Origin of the sequence: Pseudomonas sp. NFX98 (genome assembly GCF_047784845.1) — a bacterium.
In the GTDB taxonomy this organism is placed as follows: domain Bacteria; phylum Pseudomonadota; class Gammaproteobacteria; order Pseudomonadales; family Pseudomonadaceae; genus Aquipseudomonas.
On record NZ_JBLNNF010000004.1, the window covers coordinates 118,406 to 136,914 of the forward strand.

General features: G+C 60.7%; 15 protein-coding genes. 7 read left to right on the forward strand and 8 right to left on the reverse strand.

Features of this window, described 5'->3' with window-relative positions; translation table 11 throughout:
• The first annotated feature begins 8 nt into the window (after positions 1 to 8).
• Complete coding sequence (locus ACM110_RS06610; protein WP_416127120.1) at positions 9 to 2,546, forward strand: PAS domain-containing protein; 2,538 nt, start codon at positions 9 to 11, stop codon at positions 2,544 to 2,546.
• Positions 2,547 to 2,615: 69 nt separating this feature from the next.
• Positions 2,616 to 2,891, forward strand: coding sequence for a peptidylprolyl isomerase (locus ACM110_RS06615; protein ID WP_007933743.1), 276 nt, complete (start codon positions 2,616 to 2,618; stop codon positions 2,889 to 2,891).
• A 123-nt stretch (positions 2,892 to 3,014) separates the two neighbouring features.
• Here the strand turns inward: ACM110_RS06615 and ACM110_RS06620 are convergent, their stop codons facing one another.
• The 8 genes from ACM110_RS06620 to ACM110_RS06655 form a co-directional block, all read right to left on the reverse strand.
• A complete protein-coding gene (locus ACM110_RS06620) occupies positions 3,015 to 3,950 on the reverse strand; it encodes a sugar kinase (protein ID WP_416127121.1) in 936 nt (311 codons plus the stop codon).
• A gap of 139 nt (positions 3,951 to 4,089) precedes the next feature.
• A complete protein-coding gene (locus ACM110_RS06625) occupies positions 4,090 to 5,307 on the reverse strand; it encodes an amino acid deaminase (RefSeq protein ID WP_416127122.1) in 1,218 nt (405 codons plus the stop codon).
• Between the two features lie 39 nt (positions 5,308 to 5,346).
• Positions 5,347 to 6,111, reverse strand: coding sequence for an IclR family transcriptional regulator (locus ACM110_RS06630; protein WP_416127291.1), 765 nt, complete (start codon positions 6,109 to 6,111; stop codon positions 5,347 to 5,349).
• 131 nt (positions 6,112 to 6,242) lie between these two features.
• Positions 6,243 to 6,632, reverse strand: a complete 390-nt coding sequence (locus ACM110_RS06635) for a RidA family protein (protein WP_416127123.1) — start codon at positions 6,630 to 6,632, stop codon at positions 6,243 to 6,245.
• 30 nt (positions 6,633 to 6,662) lie between these two features.
• On the reverse strand, positions 6,663 to 7,457 hold the full coding sequence (locus tag ACM110_RS06640) for an amino acid ABC transporter ATP-binding protein (RefSeq protein ID WP_338580521.1): 795 nt from the start codon (positions 7,455 to 7,457) through the stop codon (positions 6,663 to 6,665).
• Complete coding sequence (locus ACM110_RS06645; RefSeq protein WP_416127124.1) at positions 7,454 to 8,116, reverse strand: amino acid ABC transporter permease; 663 nt, start codon at positions 8,114 to 8,116, stop codon at positions 7,454 to 7,456. Before ACM110_RS06645 ends, ACM110_RS06640 begins: the two co-directional genes overlap by 4 nt.
• 8 nt (positions 8,117 to 8,124) lie before the next feature.
• Positions 8,125 to 8,787, reverse strand: coding sequence for an amino acid ABC transporter permease (locus tag ACM110_RS06650; RefSeq protein ID WP_007941741.1), 663 nt, complete (start codon positions 8,785 to 8,787; stop codon positions 8,125 to 8,127).
• 52 nt (positions 8,788 to 8,839) lie between these two features.
• Positions 8,840 to 9,688, reverse strand: coding sequence for a transporter substrate-binding domain-containing protein (locus tag ACM110_RS06655; protein WP_338580519.1), 849 nt, complete (start codon positions 9,686 to 9,688; stop codon positions 8,840 to 8,842).
• A 384-nt stretch (positions 9,689 to 10,072) separates the two neighbouring features.
• On the opposite strand from ACM110_RS06655, the gene wecB reads away from it, so the two are divergent.
• The 5 genes from wecB to ACM110_RS06680 are packed head-to-tail and all read left to right on the forward strand — an operon-like array spanning position 10,073 to position 18,488.
• On the forward strand, positions 10,073 to 11,227 hold the full coding sequence (gene wecB / locus ACM110_RS06660; RefSeq protein ID WP_416127125.1) for a non-hydrolyzing UDP-N-acetylglucosamine 2-epimerase: 1,155 nt from the start codon (positions 10,073 to 10,075) through the stop codon (positions 11,225 to 11,227).
• Positions 11,224 to 13,398 carry a cyclic di-3',5'-guanylate-activated glycosyltransferase NrfB gene (gene nrfB / locus ACM110_RS06665; RefSeq protein ID WP_416127126.1) on the forward strand — a complete coding sequence of 725 codons (2,175 nt, stop codon included), beginning with the start codon at positions 11,224 to 11,226 and terminating at the stop codon, positions 13,396 to 13,398. The genes wecB and nrfB overlap by 4 nt, the downstream gene beginning before the upstream one ends.
• The gene (locus ACM110_RS06670) at positions 13,395 to 16,547 is read left to right on the forward strand and encodes an NfrA family protein (protein WP_416127127.1); all 3,153 of its coding nucleotides are present in this window, start codon (positions 13,395 to 13,397) and stop codon (positions 16,545 to 16,547) included. Before nrfB ends, ACM110_RS06670 begins: the two co-directional genes overlap by 4 nt.
• A complete protein-coding gene (locus tag ACM110_RS06675; protein WP_416127128.1) occupies positions 16,547 to 17,422 on the forward strand; it encodes a DUF4434 family protein in 876 nt (291 codons plus the stop codon). Before ACM110_RS06670 ends, ACM110_RS06675 begins: the two co-directional genes overlap by 1 nt.
• Positions 17,406 to 18,488 carry a GGDEF domain-containing protein gene (locus ACM110_RS06680; protein WP_416127129.1) on the forward strand — a complete coding sequence of 361 codons (1,083 nt, stop codon included), beginning with the start codon at positions 17,406 to 17,408 and terminating at the stop codon, positions 18,486 to 18,488. Before ACM110_RS06675 ends, ACM110_RS06680 begins: the two co-directional genes overlap by 17 nt.
• The last annotated feature ends 21 nt before the right edge of the window (positions 18,489 to 18,509 follow it).

Consider the following 18,509-nt stretch of genomic DNA (forward strand, 5'->3'; position numbering starts at 1 on the left):
ACACCTTGATGAACGCATCACCCACCGGCAGCGATGCCCAGGCCTTGATTGCCCGACTGGACTGGGCAAACAGTCCCTTGGGCGCCGCCAGTACCTGGCCGCAGAGCCTGCGCACCGCCGTGGACATTGTGATTCATTCGCCAATGCCGATGCTGTTGCTCTGGGGCCCGCAGCTGACGCAGATCTACAACGACGGCTTCGCCCTGCTGGCCGGCAGCAAGCATCCGCACGCTTTCGGACAGCCGACACACCAGATCTGGCCAGAACTCAAAGACTTTGCCGACCCGATTTACAGCGCCGTCCTACAAGGCCAGGTGCGGACCTACAGCGAGCAGCGCTTTACCCTGCAACGCGAAGGCAAGGATTCCGACTTCTGGCTTGACCTGACCTACAGCCCGATCCGTGACGAAAATGCCGAAGTCGCGGGAATTCTGGTCACCGCCATCGAAACCAACGAGCGTAGGCGCATCGCCCTGGAACTGGAACAGCGCTCGGCCGCGAGCCTCAAGGCGCAACAGGAAACCGAGGAACGCTTGCAATTGGCCCTCGCCGCCACCGATGCGGTGGGCACTTGGGATTGGGACATCAGCGAAGACCGTTTCATCGCCGACGCGCATTTCGCCCAGTTGCACGGCATCGATCCGGCCATGGCCGGCCAATTGCCGATCAGCGCTTACCTGCACGGCGTTCACCCCGAAGACCGCGCCTTGATCGCCCGCAGCATCAAGCATTGCATCACCCACGGCACCGAATACGCCGAGGAATATCGCTTGTTGCAAGCCGACGGTCAGCTGCGCTGGGTATTTGCTCGCGGGCGTTGCTACAAGGACCATCACGGCCGGCCGATCCGTTTCCTCGGCGCCGCGCTTGACCTGACCGATCGCAAAAACACCGAGCAGGCCCTGCGCCAGAGCCAGACCGAGTTGCAGCTGATCATCAACGCCATGCCGATCCTGATCAGCTATGTGGATCGCGAAGAGCGCTTTCGCCTGAACAACGCCGCGTACCTGGACTGGTACGGCCTCACACCCCAGGAACTCTTCGGCCGGACAGTTCGCGAGGTACTGGGAGATGAGGCCTACGCCTTGCGCGCCGAGCATATCGCCCAGGCGCTGACCGGCAAATCGTGCTGTTTCAGCATCAACACGCCACACCGCGACGGCAGCATCCGGCATGCGCTGATGAACTACTTGCCGCGCCATGGTGCGGACGGCGCGGTGAACGGTTTCTACATTTTCGTGATCGACGAAACCGAGCGCAAACAGACCGAAGAAGCCCTGCGCAACCTCAACGAAACCCTCGAAGAACGGGTCGCCGCCCGCACCCAGCAACTGGCCGAGACCAACCAGCGCCTGCAAAACGAGATGTTCGAGCGCGAACGCGCAGAAGACGCCTTGCGCCATGCGCAGAAAATGGAAGCCGTGGGGCAGCTCACCGGCGGCATCGCCCATGACTTCAACAACATGCTCACCGGGATCATCGGCAGCCTCGACCTGATGCAGCGCTACATCGCCGACGGGCGCACGGAAGAAATCGGCCGTTTCACCGAGGCCGCCGTGTCCTCGGCCAACCGCGCTGCCGCGCTGACTCATCGCCTGCTGGCGTTCTCCCGGCGTCAGTCGCTGGATCGCAGGCCGCTGAATGCCAACGACCTGATCCATTCCCTGGAAGACCTGCTGCGCCGGACCAAGGGCGAGCATATCGAACTCAAGCTGCAACTGGCCGACGACGTCTGGCCGGTCAGCACAGATGTCAGTCAATTGGAAAATGCTCTGCTTAACCTCGTCATCAACGCCCGGGATGCCATGCCCGATGGCGGTGAATTGCGCATCGAAACCGCCAACGTTTACCTCGACAGCAGCGACATCAACACCCTGGAACCGGTCAAGGCCGGCGATTACCTGATGATCGCCGTCAGCGACAACGGCACCGGCATGACGCCCAAGGTATTGGCCAAGGCGTTCGAACCGTTTTTCACCACTAAACCCATTGGCCAGGGCACAGGACTGGGGTTATCGATGATCTACGGTTTTGCCCAGCAGTCGGGGGGCCACGTCAGCCTGTTCAGCTTGCCGGACCAGGGCACCAGCGTGCGCCTTTACCTGCCGCGCCTGCATGATGAGGAGCAGGCAGATGTTCTGTCGCCAGTCATCAGCGAAGCGCCGCCTGCCATTGCCGGGGAAACCGTGGTGTTGGTGGAGGACGATCCAGCGGTACGCATGCTGGTGCTCGACCTGCTCAAGGAACTGGGTTATCGCGCCCACGAAGCCGAAAATGCGAAGGCCGCCCTGCCCTTGCTCGAATCCGACCTACGCGTCGATCTGCTGGTCACCGATGTCGGCCTGCCGGGAATGAACGGTCGGCAACTGGCGGAGATCGCCCGCCAACATCGCCCGCAACTGAAAGTGCTGTTCATGACCGGTTACGCGCAGATGGCTGCCGAGCGCCAGGGTTTCCTTGAGGAAGGCATGGACATGGTAGCCAAACCGTTTTCCATTGATCTGCTGGCCAACAAGATTCGCACGATGATCGGCCAACCCGAGTGAGTTAGGGCATAATCGCGCGCGCCCTCTTTCTCACCAGCATTGTCACCACCGTTACAAGGTATTCGCCCCATGAAAGCTCAAGCCCGCCATATCCTGGTGAAAACCTCGGAAGAAGCCGAGCAACTCAAGCAACGCATCGCCAAGGGCGAAGCCTTTGATGTGCTGGCCAAGAAGTACTCGACCTGCCCGTCCGGCAAGCGCGGCGGTGATTTGGGTGAAGTGCGGCCGGGGCAGATGGTCGGTGCGATCGATGCGGTGATCTTCAAGAAACCACTGCGGGTGGTGCATGGGCCGATCAAGAGCAAATTTGGCTATCACCTGGTGCAGGTGTTTTACCGGGATTGAGATACACAAAAACTCTTGTAGGAGCTGTCGAGTGAAACGAGGCTGCGATCTTTTGATCGTTAAAAAACAGGATCAAACGATCGCAGCCTCGTTTCACTCGACAGCTCCTACGGGGATCGGGTTTCAGTTTTTGGGAATCAAAGCCCCCGGCACCTGAATCACCCGACTCGCCAACCGATGCCCCGCCTCGGCAGCCTCCACCGGGCTCCCGCCCTTGAGCCGCGAGGCCAAATACGCCGCGCTGAACGAATCCCCCGCCGCCGTGGTGTCCACCACTCGCTCGACCTTCTGCGCCGGCACCTGGAATGACTCACCAGCACAACGAATCAGACACGCCTCGGCACCGCGCTTGAGCACCACTTCCGGCGTGCCGATCTGCTCGTACGCGGCAAACACCGCTTCATCATCGGCAAAATGGAACAGCGCCTGCTCGTCATCGACAGTAAGCAATGCGAGGTCGATGTATGGCAAGACACTGCGATAAGCCGCCCGCGCTTCTTCCACCGAAGCCCAAAGCCGTGGCCGGTAGTTGTTGTCGAAGACGATTCGCGCATCACGTTGCCGGGCTTCGATCAGGGTGAGCAGTAGTTTTTCCCGGCCTTGCACGCCCAGCACCGCCAGGGTGATGCCGCTGAAATACAACACATCGTAATCCGGCAGTGCCGCCAGGATCGGCTCGGCAGACGGGGTGGCGAAGCAATCGCGCACCGCCGCTTCGTTACGCCAATACAGGAAACGCCGCTCGCCGGCCGCGTCGGTCTGGATGCAGTACAAACCCGGCAAGCGTCCGGGCAAGCGTTGGACCATGTCCAGGCCGATATTCTCTTCAGCCCATCTCTGGCACATGGCATCGCTGAAACTGTCATCGCCCAGGGCGGTGACGTAATCCACCGAACCGGCCTCGCCCAGTTCGCGGGACAGATAGACCGCCGTGTTCAAGGTATCGCCGCCGAAGCTTTGTTGCAGGCTGCCGTCGGCGCGGTGTTGTAGCTCGATCATGCATTCGCCAATCAGGGCGATGCGCGGGGTATTGGGGCCGAGGGTGTTGATGGTGTTCATTGTTGTGGGGTCTCTGGTGTTTCGGTGTTGTCTGGTCGGGCCTCATCGCGGGCAAGCCCGCTCCCACAGGTTTTGGGAACACTGAAGAACCTTGTGGGAGCGGGCTTGCCCGCGATGGCAGCACCTCGGTCTCAAACCTTTAAAAACAGGTTTCCATGTTTTCGATGACGTTCAACTGCTCATCCACCAGACACCCCGTGCGCCACTTGTCGAACGTCAGGCACGGGTGCGAAGTGCCGAACGAAATGATGTCGCCCACGCGCAATTCAACCCCCGGCGCCACGGTCATGAACGCATGCTGGTCCATCACCGCCGTCACCTTGCAGGCGCCGACATCGTCGCCCTTGGCCGGTACCACGCCAGCCTTGTAACGCAGCAACGGCACCGGCAGACCGGCGTCGTAAGCCACATCGCGTTTACCCAAGGCAATTACCGCGAAGCCCGGCTCCGGCAACGACTGCACGTGCGCCCAGACTTCCAGCGCCGGCCGCAGGCCTTCTTGCAAATCGCTGCGGCGATCAAGGACGCAGCATTGCGCCTCTTTGTAAATGCCGTGATCGTGGGCCACATAACTGCCTGGACGCAATACGCTGAGGAAACGCCCAGCGGCGTTTTGCGCTTCGAACTCCTCGGCAATCAGGTCATACCACGCCGAGCCGGAAGCGGTAATGATCGGTTTGGCGATGGCGAACGCACCGCTGTCCTGCAACTGCACTGCCAGACGCACCAAAGACCCGGCAAACGCACGGATCCCGCTGACAGCGTGATCACCATGAATCACACCCTCGTAGCCTTCGATCCCGGTCAATGCCAGCGCCGGTTGCGCAGCGATGGCCTTGGCCAGGTCCAGCACTTCCTGTTCGCTACGGCAACCACAACGTCCGCCGACAACGCCGTACTCGATCATCACGTTCAGGCGCGCGCCGCGCGAAGCGAAATAGGCGCCGAGGTCGGCGACGTTGTCCGGGTGATCGACCATGCAATAGAAGTCGAACGTCGGGTCGGCCAGCAGATCGGCAATCAGCGCCATGTTCGGCGTGCCCACCAGTTGGTTGGCCATCAACACCCGGCGCACGCCGTGGGCATAGGCCGCACGGGTTTGCGTGGCGCTGGCCAGGGTGATGCCCCAGGCGCCGGCGTCCAGTTGTCGACGAAACAACGCCGGGGTCATGCTGGTTTTGCCGTGGGGCGCCAGTTCCGCGCCGCTGTTGCTGACGAACGCCTGCATCCAGCGAATGTTGTGCTCCAGCGCTTCACGGTGCAGCACCAGCGCCGGCAGGCTGACGTCACGCACCAGGCTGGCGCCGATCCGGGCCGCGCCTTTATCCACGTTGGCAGTATTGGGGGCAGTAGACATGGTCGAATTCCTCATTTTCGCGGCCGCAAACGGCCGCGGTTATTCGTTGATGCGACGGGCCAGGCTGTTCGCACTTTCGATCAGCACCCGGCGGTAGTCGTTGTAATTGTTCTTGGCATCGGCCCGGGGGGCGACGATGCACAGGGTCGCGATGGCCACGCCGTTGGGGTCTTTGACCGGGGCGGCGAAGCAATGGGTAAAGGTGTCGGCAACGCTATCGAACGAGAAGAATCCGTCGATACCGGCCTGACGGATTTCCTTCAGGAACTGCTCCAGCGGCAAGCGTTCGCCGTCGGGCAGGATGAAGTCGTCGTGGTCGATCAGGTCGATGATTTCCTGATCGCTGAGGTGCGCCAGCAGCAGGCGCCCGGAAGCGGTCCATGGGATCGGTGCGTTCTCGCCGATGTCCGAGGAAATACGGAAATGCCGCTCGCCCTCTTTCATCAGCGCCACGGTGTATTTGCGCCCGTTGAGCAGGCACATCTGCGCGGTTTCATGAGTCTGGCTGACAATTTCCTGCAACGCCTGATCGGCTTCGCGGGTCAGGTCGAAATGACGCAAATGCGCCTGGCCAAGGAAGTACAGCTGACGACCGAGGTAGACGTGACCGTCCTTGCCGACCGGCTCAAGAATCCGTCGTTCCAGCAGCGAAGCCACCAGCTCGTAGACCGTGGATTTCGGGCTGCCGATGCCGTTGGCGATGTCGTTCGGGCGCAGGGGCTGGCCGACTTCCTTGAGGAAATCGAGGATATCGAACGCCCGGTCCAGACCGCGTGCCCGGCGCTTGATGGTGTCTTCGGTCATTTTCATGCTCACTCAATAGTGCTCTGTAGGAGCTGCCGCAGGCTGCGATCTCTTGATCTTGCTCTGGCAGCTGCCTCAAAAAACGCCAGAAGATCGCAGCCTTCGGCAGCTCCTACAAGAGCCGCCTCGATTCAGACCTTTTTCTTGTAGGCGATGCAGTCGATCTCAACCTTGCAGTCGACCATCATGTTCGCCTGCACACAGGCCCGCGCCGGGGCGTGTTCGGGTTTGAAGTACTCGGAGAAAACCTTGTTGAAACTGGTGAAATCCCGCGGATCTTCCAGCCACACGCCAACACGTATCACGTCTTCCAGGCCATAACCGGCCTCCTGGAGAATGGCGACCAGGTTCTTCATGGTCTGGTGGGTCTGCTCGACGATGCCACCGACAATGATCTCGCCGTCCACCGCCGGCACCTGCCCGGAAACGTGCAGCCAGCCATCAGCCTCAACGGCGCGGGCGAAAGGACGAGGCGTGCCGCCTGCGGCGGCGCTGCCGGTGCCGTAACGCGTAATGCTCATGAGTGTTTCTCCTGATTGAAAATCGAGTGTTTAAAACCGCGTGCTTTTAAGAAACTCAGCCAGACGCGGCGATTGCGGACGCTCGAACAGGTCCTTGGGCGGACCCTGCTCTTCGATGCGCCCCTGATTCATGAAAACGATCTTGTCCGAGACCTCGAAGGCAAAGCGCATTTCGTGGGTCACCAGCAACATGGTCATGCCGTCATCCGCCAGGCCCTTGATCACGTTCAGCACTTCGCTGACCAGCTCAGGGTCCAGGGCCGACGTGACTTCGTCGAACAGCATCAGGCTCGGGTTCATTGCGATCGCCCGGGCAATCGCCACGCGCTGTTGCTGACCGCCGGACAGTTGGCCGGGGAAGTGATCGCGGCGCTCCAGCAGACCAACGCGCTCCAGCCATTTCTCCGCGAGAGCCACGGCCTCGTCCTTGTGCAGCTTTTTTACCTTGAGCAAACCAAGGGTGACGTTTTGCAACGCCGTCAGGTGCGGGAAAAGGTTGAACTGCTGGAACGCCATGCCGGTCATGGCGCGATGGCGGGCGATGACTTTTTCCGGGTGACGGATGCGTTTGCCGTTGACCTCGTCATAGCCGATAGATTCGCCGTCGAGCAGGATCTGCCCGCCCTGGAATTCTTCGAGCATGTTCACGCAGCGCAGCAAGGTGGTCTTGCCCGAGCCGCTGGAGCCGATCAACGTCACCACGTTGCCGCGCTGCATGGTCAAGTCGACGCCCTTGAGCACTTCGAGCTGGTCGTAGCGTTTGTGCAGGCCGCGAATGTCCAGCAGCGGTTGGCCGTTCTGGGGATTGGTTTGAGTCTGAGTCATGGCAAGGCCACCCGCTTTTCAATGTGCCGGCCGAGTAATTCGATGCCGTAGTTGATGACGAAGAACAGAAAACCGGCGAACAGGTAAAACTCCAGGGTCATGAACGTCCGGGCGATGATCTGTTGGGTGCTGAGCAGCAGCTCGGCCACGCCGATCACCGACAACAGCGTCGAGGCCTTGACGATCTCGGTGGACGAGTTGACCCAGGTTGGCAGGATCTGCCGCAGTGCCTGAGGCAACAATACGTAGCCAAGCGACTGGTAGAACGTCAGGCCGATGGCCTTGCTCGCTTCCATCTGTCCGCGCGGCAATGCCTGCAAGGCACCGCGCACGATCTCGGCGACGTGGGAGCCGCAGAACAGCGTCAGGCCCAAGGCGCCGGCCTGGAACGCGCTGATCTGCCAGCCCAGCGCGGGCGCCATGTAGAAGCAGGCCAGCACCAACACAAACACCGGCGTGCCGCGAATCACATCGACGTAAAAACGAAACGGCGCACGCATCCAGAACTTGCCGTAGGTCAGCACCAGCCCGGCGAAAACACCGATCACCGTGCCGAACAAAATCGCCAGTGCCGACGCCTGCACACTGGTCAAAAAACCTTGCATCAACGGCTCGCGCGCGACCCACAACTCATGCAACCAACTGGGGGATTCGTACATGGGGCCTCCTATCGGCGGATCGCCAGACGCTGCTCGAGGTAACGCAGCATCATGGCAATGAGGTAGCAGGCCGCGACATACAACGCCGTGGTCACCAGCCAGGTTTCAATCACCCGGTAGCTCTCGACATTGATCTTGCGCGCGTAATAGGTCAGCTCCGGCACGGCAATCGCCGCCGCCAGCGAGGTGTCCTTGAACAGCGAAATGAAGTTGTTCGACAGCGCCGGCAGCACATTGCGCAGCATCACCGGCACAGTGACGTAGGCCTTGACCTGCCACTCGCCCAGGCCAATCGCCAACCCGGCTTCACGCTGGCCCTTGGGAATACTCAGCAACCCACCACGGAACACTTCGGTCAGATACGCCCCGGCATACAGCGACAGGGTGATGATGAACGATGGGATTTTGTCCAGACGAATCCCCAGGCTCGGCAACGCAAAGTAGATCAACAGAATCAACACCAGAATCGGCGTGTTACGGATCACCGTCACATACACCGATGCCAGCACCCGCAACGCGCGGTGCTTCGACAACAAAGCAAACGCCATCAGCAGGCCGATCACGCAGCCGATGGCGATAGACACCAGCGCCAGCTCAAGACCCAGACCGAGCCCCGCCAGCAAGGTGTCGAAATCGCGCCACACGGCGGCAAAGTTCAACTGATAATTCATGGTCGGCAGTACCTTGAGCGGGGCGATTCAACACCGCCCCGCTCTCACGGGATCATTTGAATTCGACAGGGAAACCGATGGCTGGCGACGGCAGGTCTACGCCGAACCACTGCTTGAACGACGCCGCGTAAGTCGGGAACTCGACGCCGGTCATGGCTTCATGCAGGGCGGTGTTGACGAAGTTCAGCCAGTCCTGATCGCCACGTTTGACCGCACATGCATAAGTTTGCGGGCTCCAGGCGTAGGCCGGGCTGCGATAGCGGCCGGCGTTCTGCACCATCAGGTATTTCACCGACGACTGATCGGTGGCTGCCGCATCGGCGCGACCGGAGTTCACGGCCTGATACATCAGGTCAACGCTGTCGTACTGATCGACCTTGGCCTTGGGCAGCGCCTGATGCACCAGCTCTTCGGCATAGACGTTTTGCAGCACCGCCACGGTCAGGCCATCGCCGGCGGCTTTCATGTCCTCGATTTCCTTGTACTTGCTGTTGGCCGGCAACAGCAGGCCGACGCCTTCGCGGTAGTACGGCAGGGTAAACGCCACTTGCTGGGCACGGCTGGCGGTCACAGTGATGAACTGGCAACTCATGTCGACCTTGTCGGTCAGCAGGTTGGGAATCCGCGCATCGGACGATTGCACCACGAACTCGACCTTGCTCGGATCGTTGAACAAGCCTTTGGCCACGATGCGCGCAATATCGATATCAAAGCCCTGCAACTTGCCATCGGCACCCTGGAAGTGCCACGGCGCGTTGGTGCTGCCGGTTCCTACAATCAATTTGCCACGGGCCAGAACGCTATCGAGCTTACTGTCCGCCGCCTGGGCCACGCCCATGGCAGCAGCAGACGCTGCAAATAGAAAAACACACGCTTTGAACAAGGAAGGTCGGCGATGCATGGCAAGCACTCCAGGGTGATGTTTATTCCGTTATACCGGAACTTGGTATGTAACAACGGAATAGACAGCAGAAAGTGTGCCACAGGTTGTGAAGGGAATGTAGGGGGGATTGAAAAGTGTTCTGAATCAGGGGGATGCGCGATCGTACGGAAAATGCGTTACCAAACGCACAGGCAAGAACCCGCTACCGATGGCTACAGCCTACGGGTATCAAGTTCACAATGTGTGCTTCGGTGAACGAATAAGGTGCAGTCCGACACCAAAACTTTCCCGGAGCCAATGGCATTGGACAACCCCCCATCCGACTGCTTTATTCAATCTACAAGTGATAAACAGTCTTAACAGTGGCGACGCGTGGTGGCGTGTGTTGTCCCGGGAGGGTTCATGTCCTTCAAAGTCATGGTGGTGTTCGGAACACGACCGGAAGCCATCAAGATGGCACCCCTTGCTCGAGTCTTGCGTAACTGGCCCGGTATCGAACTGAACATCTGCTCGACCGGCCAGCACCGGGAGATGCTCAAGCAGGTGCTCGACTCCTTCGAGTTGGTGGTCGACGAAGACCTGCAAGTGATGACTCAGGGCCAGACCCTCAATGGTCTGTCCGAGCAGTTGCTGGAACATCTGGACAAAGCCTACGAGCGGGTGAAGCCGGATATTGTGCTGGTCCATGGTGACACCACCACCAGCTTCATTGCCGCCCTCGCCGCCTTCAATCGCCAATTGCCCATCGGCCATGTCGAGGCCGGTTTGCGTACCGGCAATTTGCGCGCCCCGTGGCCGGAGGAAGCCAATCGGCACCTGACCGCCGTCATCGCCGACCTGCACTTCGCGCCGACCACCAAGAGCGAAGACAACTTGCTGCGCGAGGGCGTACCCAAGGCCAACATCGAAGTCACCGGCAACACGGTGATCGATGCACTGGTGTGGATGCGCACCCATCAACAGCAGATCCAGTGGCATCCGGCGGCCGATTCTCCACTGGCGGTGCTCGACGACAAGCGGCGCATGGTACTGATCACGGGCCATCGCCGCGAGAACTTCGGCGGCGGCTTTCGCAATATTTGCCTGGCCCTGGCCACCCTCGCCGAGCGTTACCCGGATGTGCAATTCGTCTACCCGGTGCACCTCAACCCGCAGGTGCAAAATGCCGTGTACAGCGTGCTGTCCAACAAACCCAACATCTATCTGGTGGCGCCGCAGGATTACCAACACTTTGTCTGGCTGATGGATCGCGCGCATTTCATCCTTACCGATTCCGGCGGCATCCAGGAAGAAGCTCCGGCCATCGGCAAACCGTTGCTGGTGCTGCGCGATGTCACCGAACGGCCGTCGGTGCTCGAAGGCGGCACGGTGCTGCTGGTGGGCACCGACACCGACCGTATCGTCAAGGAAGCCAGCCTGTTGCTCGATGACGACGCAACCTTCCAGCGCATGAGCCGCATCCACAGCCCCTACGGCGACGGTCATGCCAGCGAACGGATCGCCAATCGGCTCGGTGTGTGGCTCAAACACCGCGCCGTAGCGGGTAAAGGAGCATGAGTCTGGGCCTGGTCGATTTCTTCGCCTATGTGCTCTTCGGCCTCAAATACCTCGCAATTGCCCTGGCGCTGTTGATGTTCGTGCTGGGGCTCGATGACTTGTTCATCGACGTCGTCTACTGGACCCGCAAGCTGATCCGCCGCTGGCGCTACTATGAAAAATTCAAGCGCGCCGATGAACAGCGGCTCTACACCATCAGCGAAAAGCCGCTGGCGATCATGGTCCCGGCGTGGAATGAAGTCGGTGTCGTCGGTGAAATGGCGCGGCTGGCGGCCTCGACCATCGATTACGAGAACTATCAGATTTTCGTCGGCACCTACCCCAATGATGCCGAGACCCAGGCCGACGTCGACGCGGTCTGCCAGCACTACCCGAATGTGCACAAGGTGATCTGCGCCCGCCCCGGCCCCACCAGCAAGGCCGACTGCCTGAACAACATCATCGACGCCATCCTGCGTTTTGAAAGCGATGCGAAAATCCAGTTTGCCGGTTTCATCCTGCACGATGCCGAAGATGTGATCTCGCCGATGGAGCTGCGCCTCTTCAACTACCTGCTGCCGAACAAGGACCTGATCCAGATTCCGGTCTACCCCTATGCACCCGAATGGAGAGGTTTCACCGCAGGTCATTACGTCGACGAGTTCGCCGAAAATCACGGCAAGGATGTGATTGTCCGCGAGGCGCTGACCGGCCAGGTTCCCAGTGCCGGGGTTGGCACCTGCTTCAGCCGCAAGGCCATCAGTGCCTTGCTCGAGGATGGCGATGGCATTGCCTTCGATGTGCAGAGCCTGACCGAGGACTACGACATCGGCTTCCGCCTCAAGCAGAAAGGCATGAAGTGCATCTTCGCCCGCTACTCGGTGAGCGACCCGAAACTGGCACTCCAACAGCCTTGGGTGTTCGGCATGAACCGCGCCTTTTCCCAGGTGATCTGCGTACGCGAACATTTCCCCCGCGACTTGCAGCACGCGATCCGGCAGAAATCCCGCTGGATCGTCGGCATCGTGTTCCAGGGCACCAAGAACCTCGGCTGGAGCCCCACCGGCCTGCTCAATTATTTCCTCTGGCGTGATCGTCGCGGACTGATCGCGTACCTGCTGAGCTTCCTGGTCAACCTGCTGTTGCTGGTCTTGCTGGCGATGTGGCTGGTGACGGTTATTTTCCCCGAGGCCTGGCGTTACCCGTCGATCCTCACCGACAGCACCCTGCTCACGACGCTGCTTTGGCTCAACGGCCTGATGCTGCTCAACCGGTTGTTCCAGCGTGGCTGGTTCGTCACCCGCTATTACGGAATCGTTGAAGGCCTGCTGTCGGCGCCGCGGATGATGTGGAGCAATTTCGTCAATTTCTTCGCCAATCTGCGGGCCTTGCGGCAAGTCATGGAAATGGGCGATTCGCGCCGCGTTGCGTGGGACAAGACCACCCATGAATTCCCGGCCCTGGCCCAGGCGCAACGCACCCCGCTGGGCCATCGGCTGGTTGAAAAAGGCGTGCTCAGTGAAGAACAACTGGACGCGGCGATCACCAACCCGGTGCGTCGGCGCCTCGGCCACGAGCTGCTGCTGCGCGGCCACATCGACACCACGCAACTGGTGCAGACCCTGGCCGAACAACTGGACATGGAATGGGCGCCGCTCAATCCGTTCAAACTCGACAAACGCCTGATCGACGCGGTGCCGCGCAAGGTTGCCACCCACTACGGCGTGCTGCCCGCCGCCGAAGAAGGCAACACCTTGGTGCTGGCCTCCGAAGGCCCGGTCAGTCAGGTGTCGCTGGGCGCCATCAGCCGCCAGTTGAAGCGCCCGGTTCGCTGCCGTCTCGCACCTCAGGGCCGGGTGACATTGGGCATCCGGTTCTGGTATCCCAGCGCCCGGCAAAGCGCAGACGTGCACCACATGCTTGAAGTGCTTGAGCGTCATCAGGACGATGAAGCCTTGCTTGAGCGTGTCAGTCACCATCAAGTGCTGCTGGGGAATTTGCTGCAAGTACGAGGAATGGTCCCGCCGTCGCTGTTCAATCAGGCCTTGATCGATTTTGATGCCGAGCGCATGTCGCTGGGCGAACACCTGATCTCGCGCGGCATCATTACCCAGCAAGTGCTCGAACAGGCGCTTGAGGATCAGGCCGCTGAACAGCAAGCCGCCTTCGGCATTGCCCGGGAGGTCGAATGAAGCCAGGCAAGCGTCACGCCCTGCTGGTCGGCAGCCTGCTGCTGAGCCTTTGCACCGCAGCGTGGGTGCAGGCCGAACCGTTGACCGATTTTGAGCAGTTCCGCAGTTTCCCTTACATGGACCGCAGCTATCGCGAAGCGAAAAAAGGTAACTGGGCCGAAGTCGAACGATTGATGCGCCACCTGCTCGGCATCGTGCCGAACAACGATGAAGCGCGCGCCCTGCTGGTGGAGGCGCTGGCCAAACAGAGGCGCTACAAGGACGCCGTGCAAGCGCTGCCGGACAACCCGCAAAACAGCGATGCCCTGCTCAACCTGCGCCTGACCTGGATCGAACAGGATCCACCGGGCAGTGAGCAGGTAGAACAGTGGATCGCCACAAGCAACATGACCCAGCGCATACGCCTTTGGCAGGCCTACAGCTTGAGCCTGGCCAAGTTCGGCGGCGCGGCGCGGGCCCACGACTGGCTGGCGCAACTCGCGCCAAAGGGTGATCAACGAATCCTGCAAATGGCCCGCGCCAATTGGTCCGAACAGTTGCGCGACTGGGACGGCACCATCAAGGAACTGGCGCCCCTGGCCGCGAGCAATCAACTGGATGCCCAAGGTTGGCAACGGCTGGCTAACGCCTATGTGCAACGCCTCGACGATCAACCCTTGCAGCAATTGCTGCAACAGGCGCCCAGCCCGGAAGCTGCGCGCAAGGCTCGATTGGCCATGGTCGACCGGGCGATTGCCATGGGGCATATCCAGCAGGCGCAGCGCTGGATGCAATCGCTACCACCCGAAGACCTTGCCGATCCGGCCCAGCGCCAGCGCTTGTGGGAACTGGCGAGGGAAACCGGTGACAGCGCAACGGTCCAGCGCCTGAGTGACGAATTGCAGCGGCCATGCCTGGAGACAGCCGAGTGGTTGTCCCGGCGTGACCCGCCCGCCGCGCTGACGCAACTGCGCAAATGCCGGCCCGACAAAGACCCGCAAACCTGGCTGGTCCTCGCCCAGCGCCTGCAAGCCACCGATCTGTTGCAAAGCACACGATTGCCCGAGCCGTGGGATAGCCGTCGACAAGCGCAATTGCTCAACGTCTGGCAACAACAGGGCCGCAGCGACAAGGTCATGGCCTGGCTCGCCGGTCAACCGCAGACCGCCGACGTGGTCAAGCGCCGGGCCGAACTGGTGCAGGCATTGGGGCGCAATGCAGAGGCGCAACAGCTCTGGGAGCGGCATTACCAGCAGACCGGCAGCCTGAGTTCTCTCGATCAGGCCACCTATCTGGCACTGAATGCCGGACAGCGTGAGCAGGCGCAACAACTGCTCGAAAACGCGTACGAACGCCACAACGGCAAACTGCCAGCCGCCCTGCTGCAACGCCTGGCCGGGTTGTATGCCTCGTCGAGTCCGACCCCGGCGCAGCAACAACGCATGGTGTCGCTGCTCAATCGCGTCGACCCCGCAACTCGCGGTCAACTATTGGCGCAACTGGCGGAAAGTGGCCAGTGCACGGCGGTGCGACAGGCGATCGGCGATCATCCGCAAAGCGCCGGCGACTACCGCGCCCTGGGTCGTTGTGCGATGCCGGAGCGTCCCGGCGAAGCGGTGGTGTATTACCAACTCGGCGACCGTGGCAGTCGCCTGCCGTTGGCCTACGCGCTGGAAGCTGCCGGGGATTCACCCGGTGCCTTGGCCATTTGGCGCAGCATCCCGGCGTCCGAACTGAGCGACAACGCACGACTCACCGCCAGCCGCAGCGCACTCAATGCCGGCGACGCGCAGACCGCCGAACGCTACTGGCAGCAAAGCCGCAGCCGTGGCGCCAATGAATGGGTTTTGGGCGCGGCGATTGCCGATGCCCGGGGCGATCACACCCTCGCCTTGCAGCGCCAGCGCTCCGCTCTGCAACAGTCAGCGGACGCCGGACACTTCTACGCCGCATCGGTCACCGCGCAAAAGGCCGGCGACCTGCAACAGAGCACCGCGTGGCTGGCCGAAGCCGTGCGCCTTGAACCGGACAACCCGCGTTATCGCGCCGATTACGGCATGCGCCTGGCCGGTGCAGACACCCGGGAAGAACGCGCTCGCGCCATCCCCTATTTGCAAAGCGCGACCAAAGACTTTCCGGAAGACTATCGCCTCGGCGAAACCCTGGCCTGGCGCTACGACGAAGCCGAAGACAGCGCCTCGGCCCGCAAGGAATTGCGCCGCGTGATCGATCTGGAACAGCACCCGGTAGCCGCCGACGACGAGGACGGCAGCATGGAAGCCCGGCGCTACCGCCAGCGCCGTGCCCACGAAACCTTGTCCCGCCGCGACACACGCACCATCGCCAGCACCTGGTCACCGGCCGGTGTCTCGACCAACGACTTCCTGCTGCCGGACGACACCACCGGTTCCAGACGCCGCTCGACTTCGCAAAACGTGCAACTGGCCATGTGGGACCACGCACTCGGCGAGGAACCCACTCGCGCCGGCAGCACGCTGTCGGTCTACGGGCGCGTGTTGCTCGGTGGCGTCGGCCGCTCAAGTTACGCCGAATCCCTCGGCACCGGCGTGGGCCTGCGCTACAAGCCCTGGGGCACGGCGAACATCAACTTCTATGGCGAAATCTACAAGCAGAGTCAGTTCGATGATCAGGACAACCACGGCTTGAGCCTGGGTCAAATGCTGGTTCCGGAAAAACTCGGGGATCAGGTCGAAGATCACCGCAAGGACGGCCATACCACTACCGATTACCTGCTGCGCGCCACCGCTTCGTTTCTCGATCAGGGGCGATTCCGCAACGATTGGCGCGTCGACGAAAGCGATTGGGAAGAGCGTTTCCTCTACCTCGATGCGGCCTGGTGGACCAAGGCTGGCGACCATCAATGGCTTTCACGTTTTCAACAAGGTCATGCCTGGAAACTGCCGTTCAACGGTGCACAAACCCTCATGCCCTACGGCTTCCTCGAGTTCGCCAGTCAGGACCCGAGCAACGACTGGCGTCAGGACCTGCGCACCGGTATCGGCCTGCGTTGGCAATGGTGGTTCGACGACGATATCTACAATGCCTACCGCGCTCACCTGTCCGTCCGCACCGAGTATCAGCAGTCGTTGGGCGGCAACTTGTATGAGGGCGGCAACGGCGTGCTGCTGGGCGTGGAGTTGAATTTCTGATGAGGCGATTTTTACTGATCATGTGGCTATTGCTGGGCGGAGCGGTGGCCCAAGCTGACGAGCGAATCTTCTATCAACCGCTGAACGTCGACGCGAGCCTCAGCGAAAGCCAATGGCGCACGATCTGGCGAGACACCGCCAAACAGGGTGCCCACACGCTGATCGTGCAATGGACCGCTTATGGCGACTCAGACTTCGGCGGCGCCACTGGCTGGTTGGTCAACAGCCTGAAACTCGCCCGCGAGCAAGGCCTGAACCTGGTGCTGGGCTTGAGCATGGACCCGGCCTATTACCAACGCACCAATGAACTCGACAGCGCCGGATTGGCCAGTTACTGGCAGGCACAATTGGGGCAATCGCTGGCCCAGCAGCAGAAGTTGCGCAAAGAATGGAAGCTACCGGTCAACGGCTGGTACTTGCCGATGGAGCTGGATGATTTGCACTTTCTGGCACCTGACCGCAGGCAAACCCTGCAACGCCAACTCAAGGACTTCGCCGGCAAACTCGATGCGCCGCTGCATGTCAGCGTCTTCAGCGTCGGCAAACTGGCGCCGCAGGTGAATGCCCAGTGGCTGGGTGAGCTGGCAAGCGCCGGGATTCAGGTCTGGTGGCAGGACGGGGTTGGCACCGGGCGTTTGCCGGCACTGGTGCGCAACGGCTACGCCAATGCCTTGCCCTGCTCCATCGGCATCGTCCAGGAAGCGTTCCATCAGGTCAGCGCTGCCGGGCAACCCTTCCGCGCCGAGCCAGCCATTTTGCAAACATCGCCGGGTTGCCACCCAACAGCGGTTTTTTCCCTGCGTTACCGGCCTTGGGGCAAGGTGATTCTCGACAATCAACACAAGAACAAGGTCAGCGATGTACAAAACCATTGAAGATGAAGTGCTGAAAAAAACCGCGCCAGCAGCGATGAAAGCCGAGTTTCTCCAGCATGAGTTCGACCGCCTGCACAAATTCTGCGTATTGATTTACATCGCCAGTATCGCGGTGTGGATTACCTATGACCTGGTTCTCAGCTTTGTCGGCAACCAGAGCTTCACGTGGCGTTCAGTGATGTTTGTCGGCGTCTTCACGATCCTGGTGATCATCTTGCTGTTCACTCGCGACGCCCGGCATTTCCAGAAGCTGAACCTGTTGTTCATTTTCACCATCGCCCTAGGCACGCGTTTGTTGATCGAAGGTGTATCCGAAGACCACCAACCCGCCTGGCTGCTGCTGGCGGCATCAACCACGTTGTTCACCGCATCGGTATTGCCCCTGAATCGCTGGGCATTCTTTGCCGCCCAACTCATCACTTGGGCATTTCTCAACCCCTTCTACGATACCGGCATCGAAACGCAGGCGCTCGGTGGGGTGATGGCGCTCAGTTACACAACGTTCATTTGCGCACTGACCATCTACAGCTTCCTCACCTTGCGCAAGGCCAAACTCTACAACTTCATCATGTCCAAGTTGCTGCTGGATCAAGCGTACATCGACACGTTGACTGAAATCCCCAATCGGCGTTCGTTCATGACCCGCGCCGACAAGCAATTGCACGCCACGCCACGTGAACACGATCACTACCTGGCCATGATCGATATCGACAACTTCAAGAAGGTCAACGATGTCTACGGCCACGACATCGGCGATGAAGTACTCAAGCGCATCGCGCAGGACATCAAAGCGGTAATGAGCCACCACGAATACGCGCGCCTGGGCGGTGAGGAGTTTGCAATTTATCTGGCGGGGGTACGCCGGGAAGAGGTCGAGGTGCTGGCCGGGGAGCTTTGCCGGGTGGTACGCGAGCAATCGACACAGCATCCGGTGACCATCAGTATCGGGCTCGCGCGGGTACTGGATGACGACACCTTGAATCAGGCGCTGGTCAAGGCCGATGCGGCGTTGTATGAGTCAAAACATACGGGGAAGGATCGGTTTACCTTTCATCATCAGGCTTGAGTTTTTTGTCGCCTGATCCAT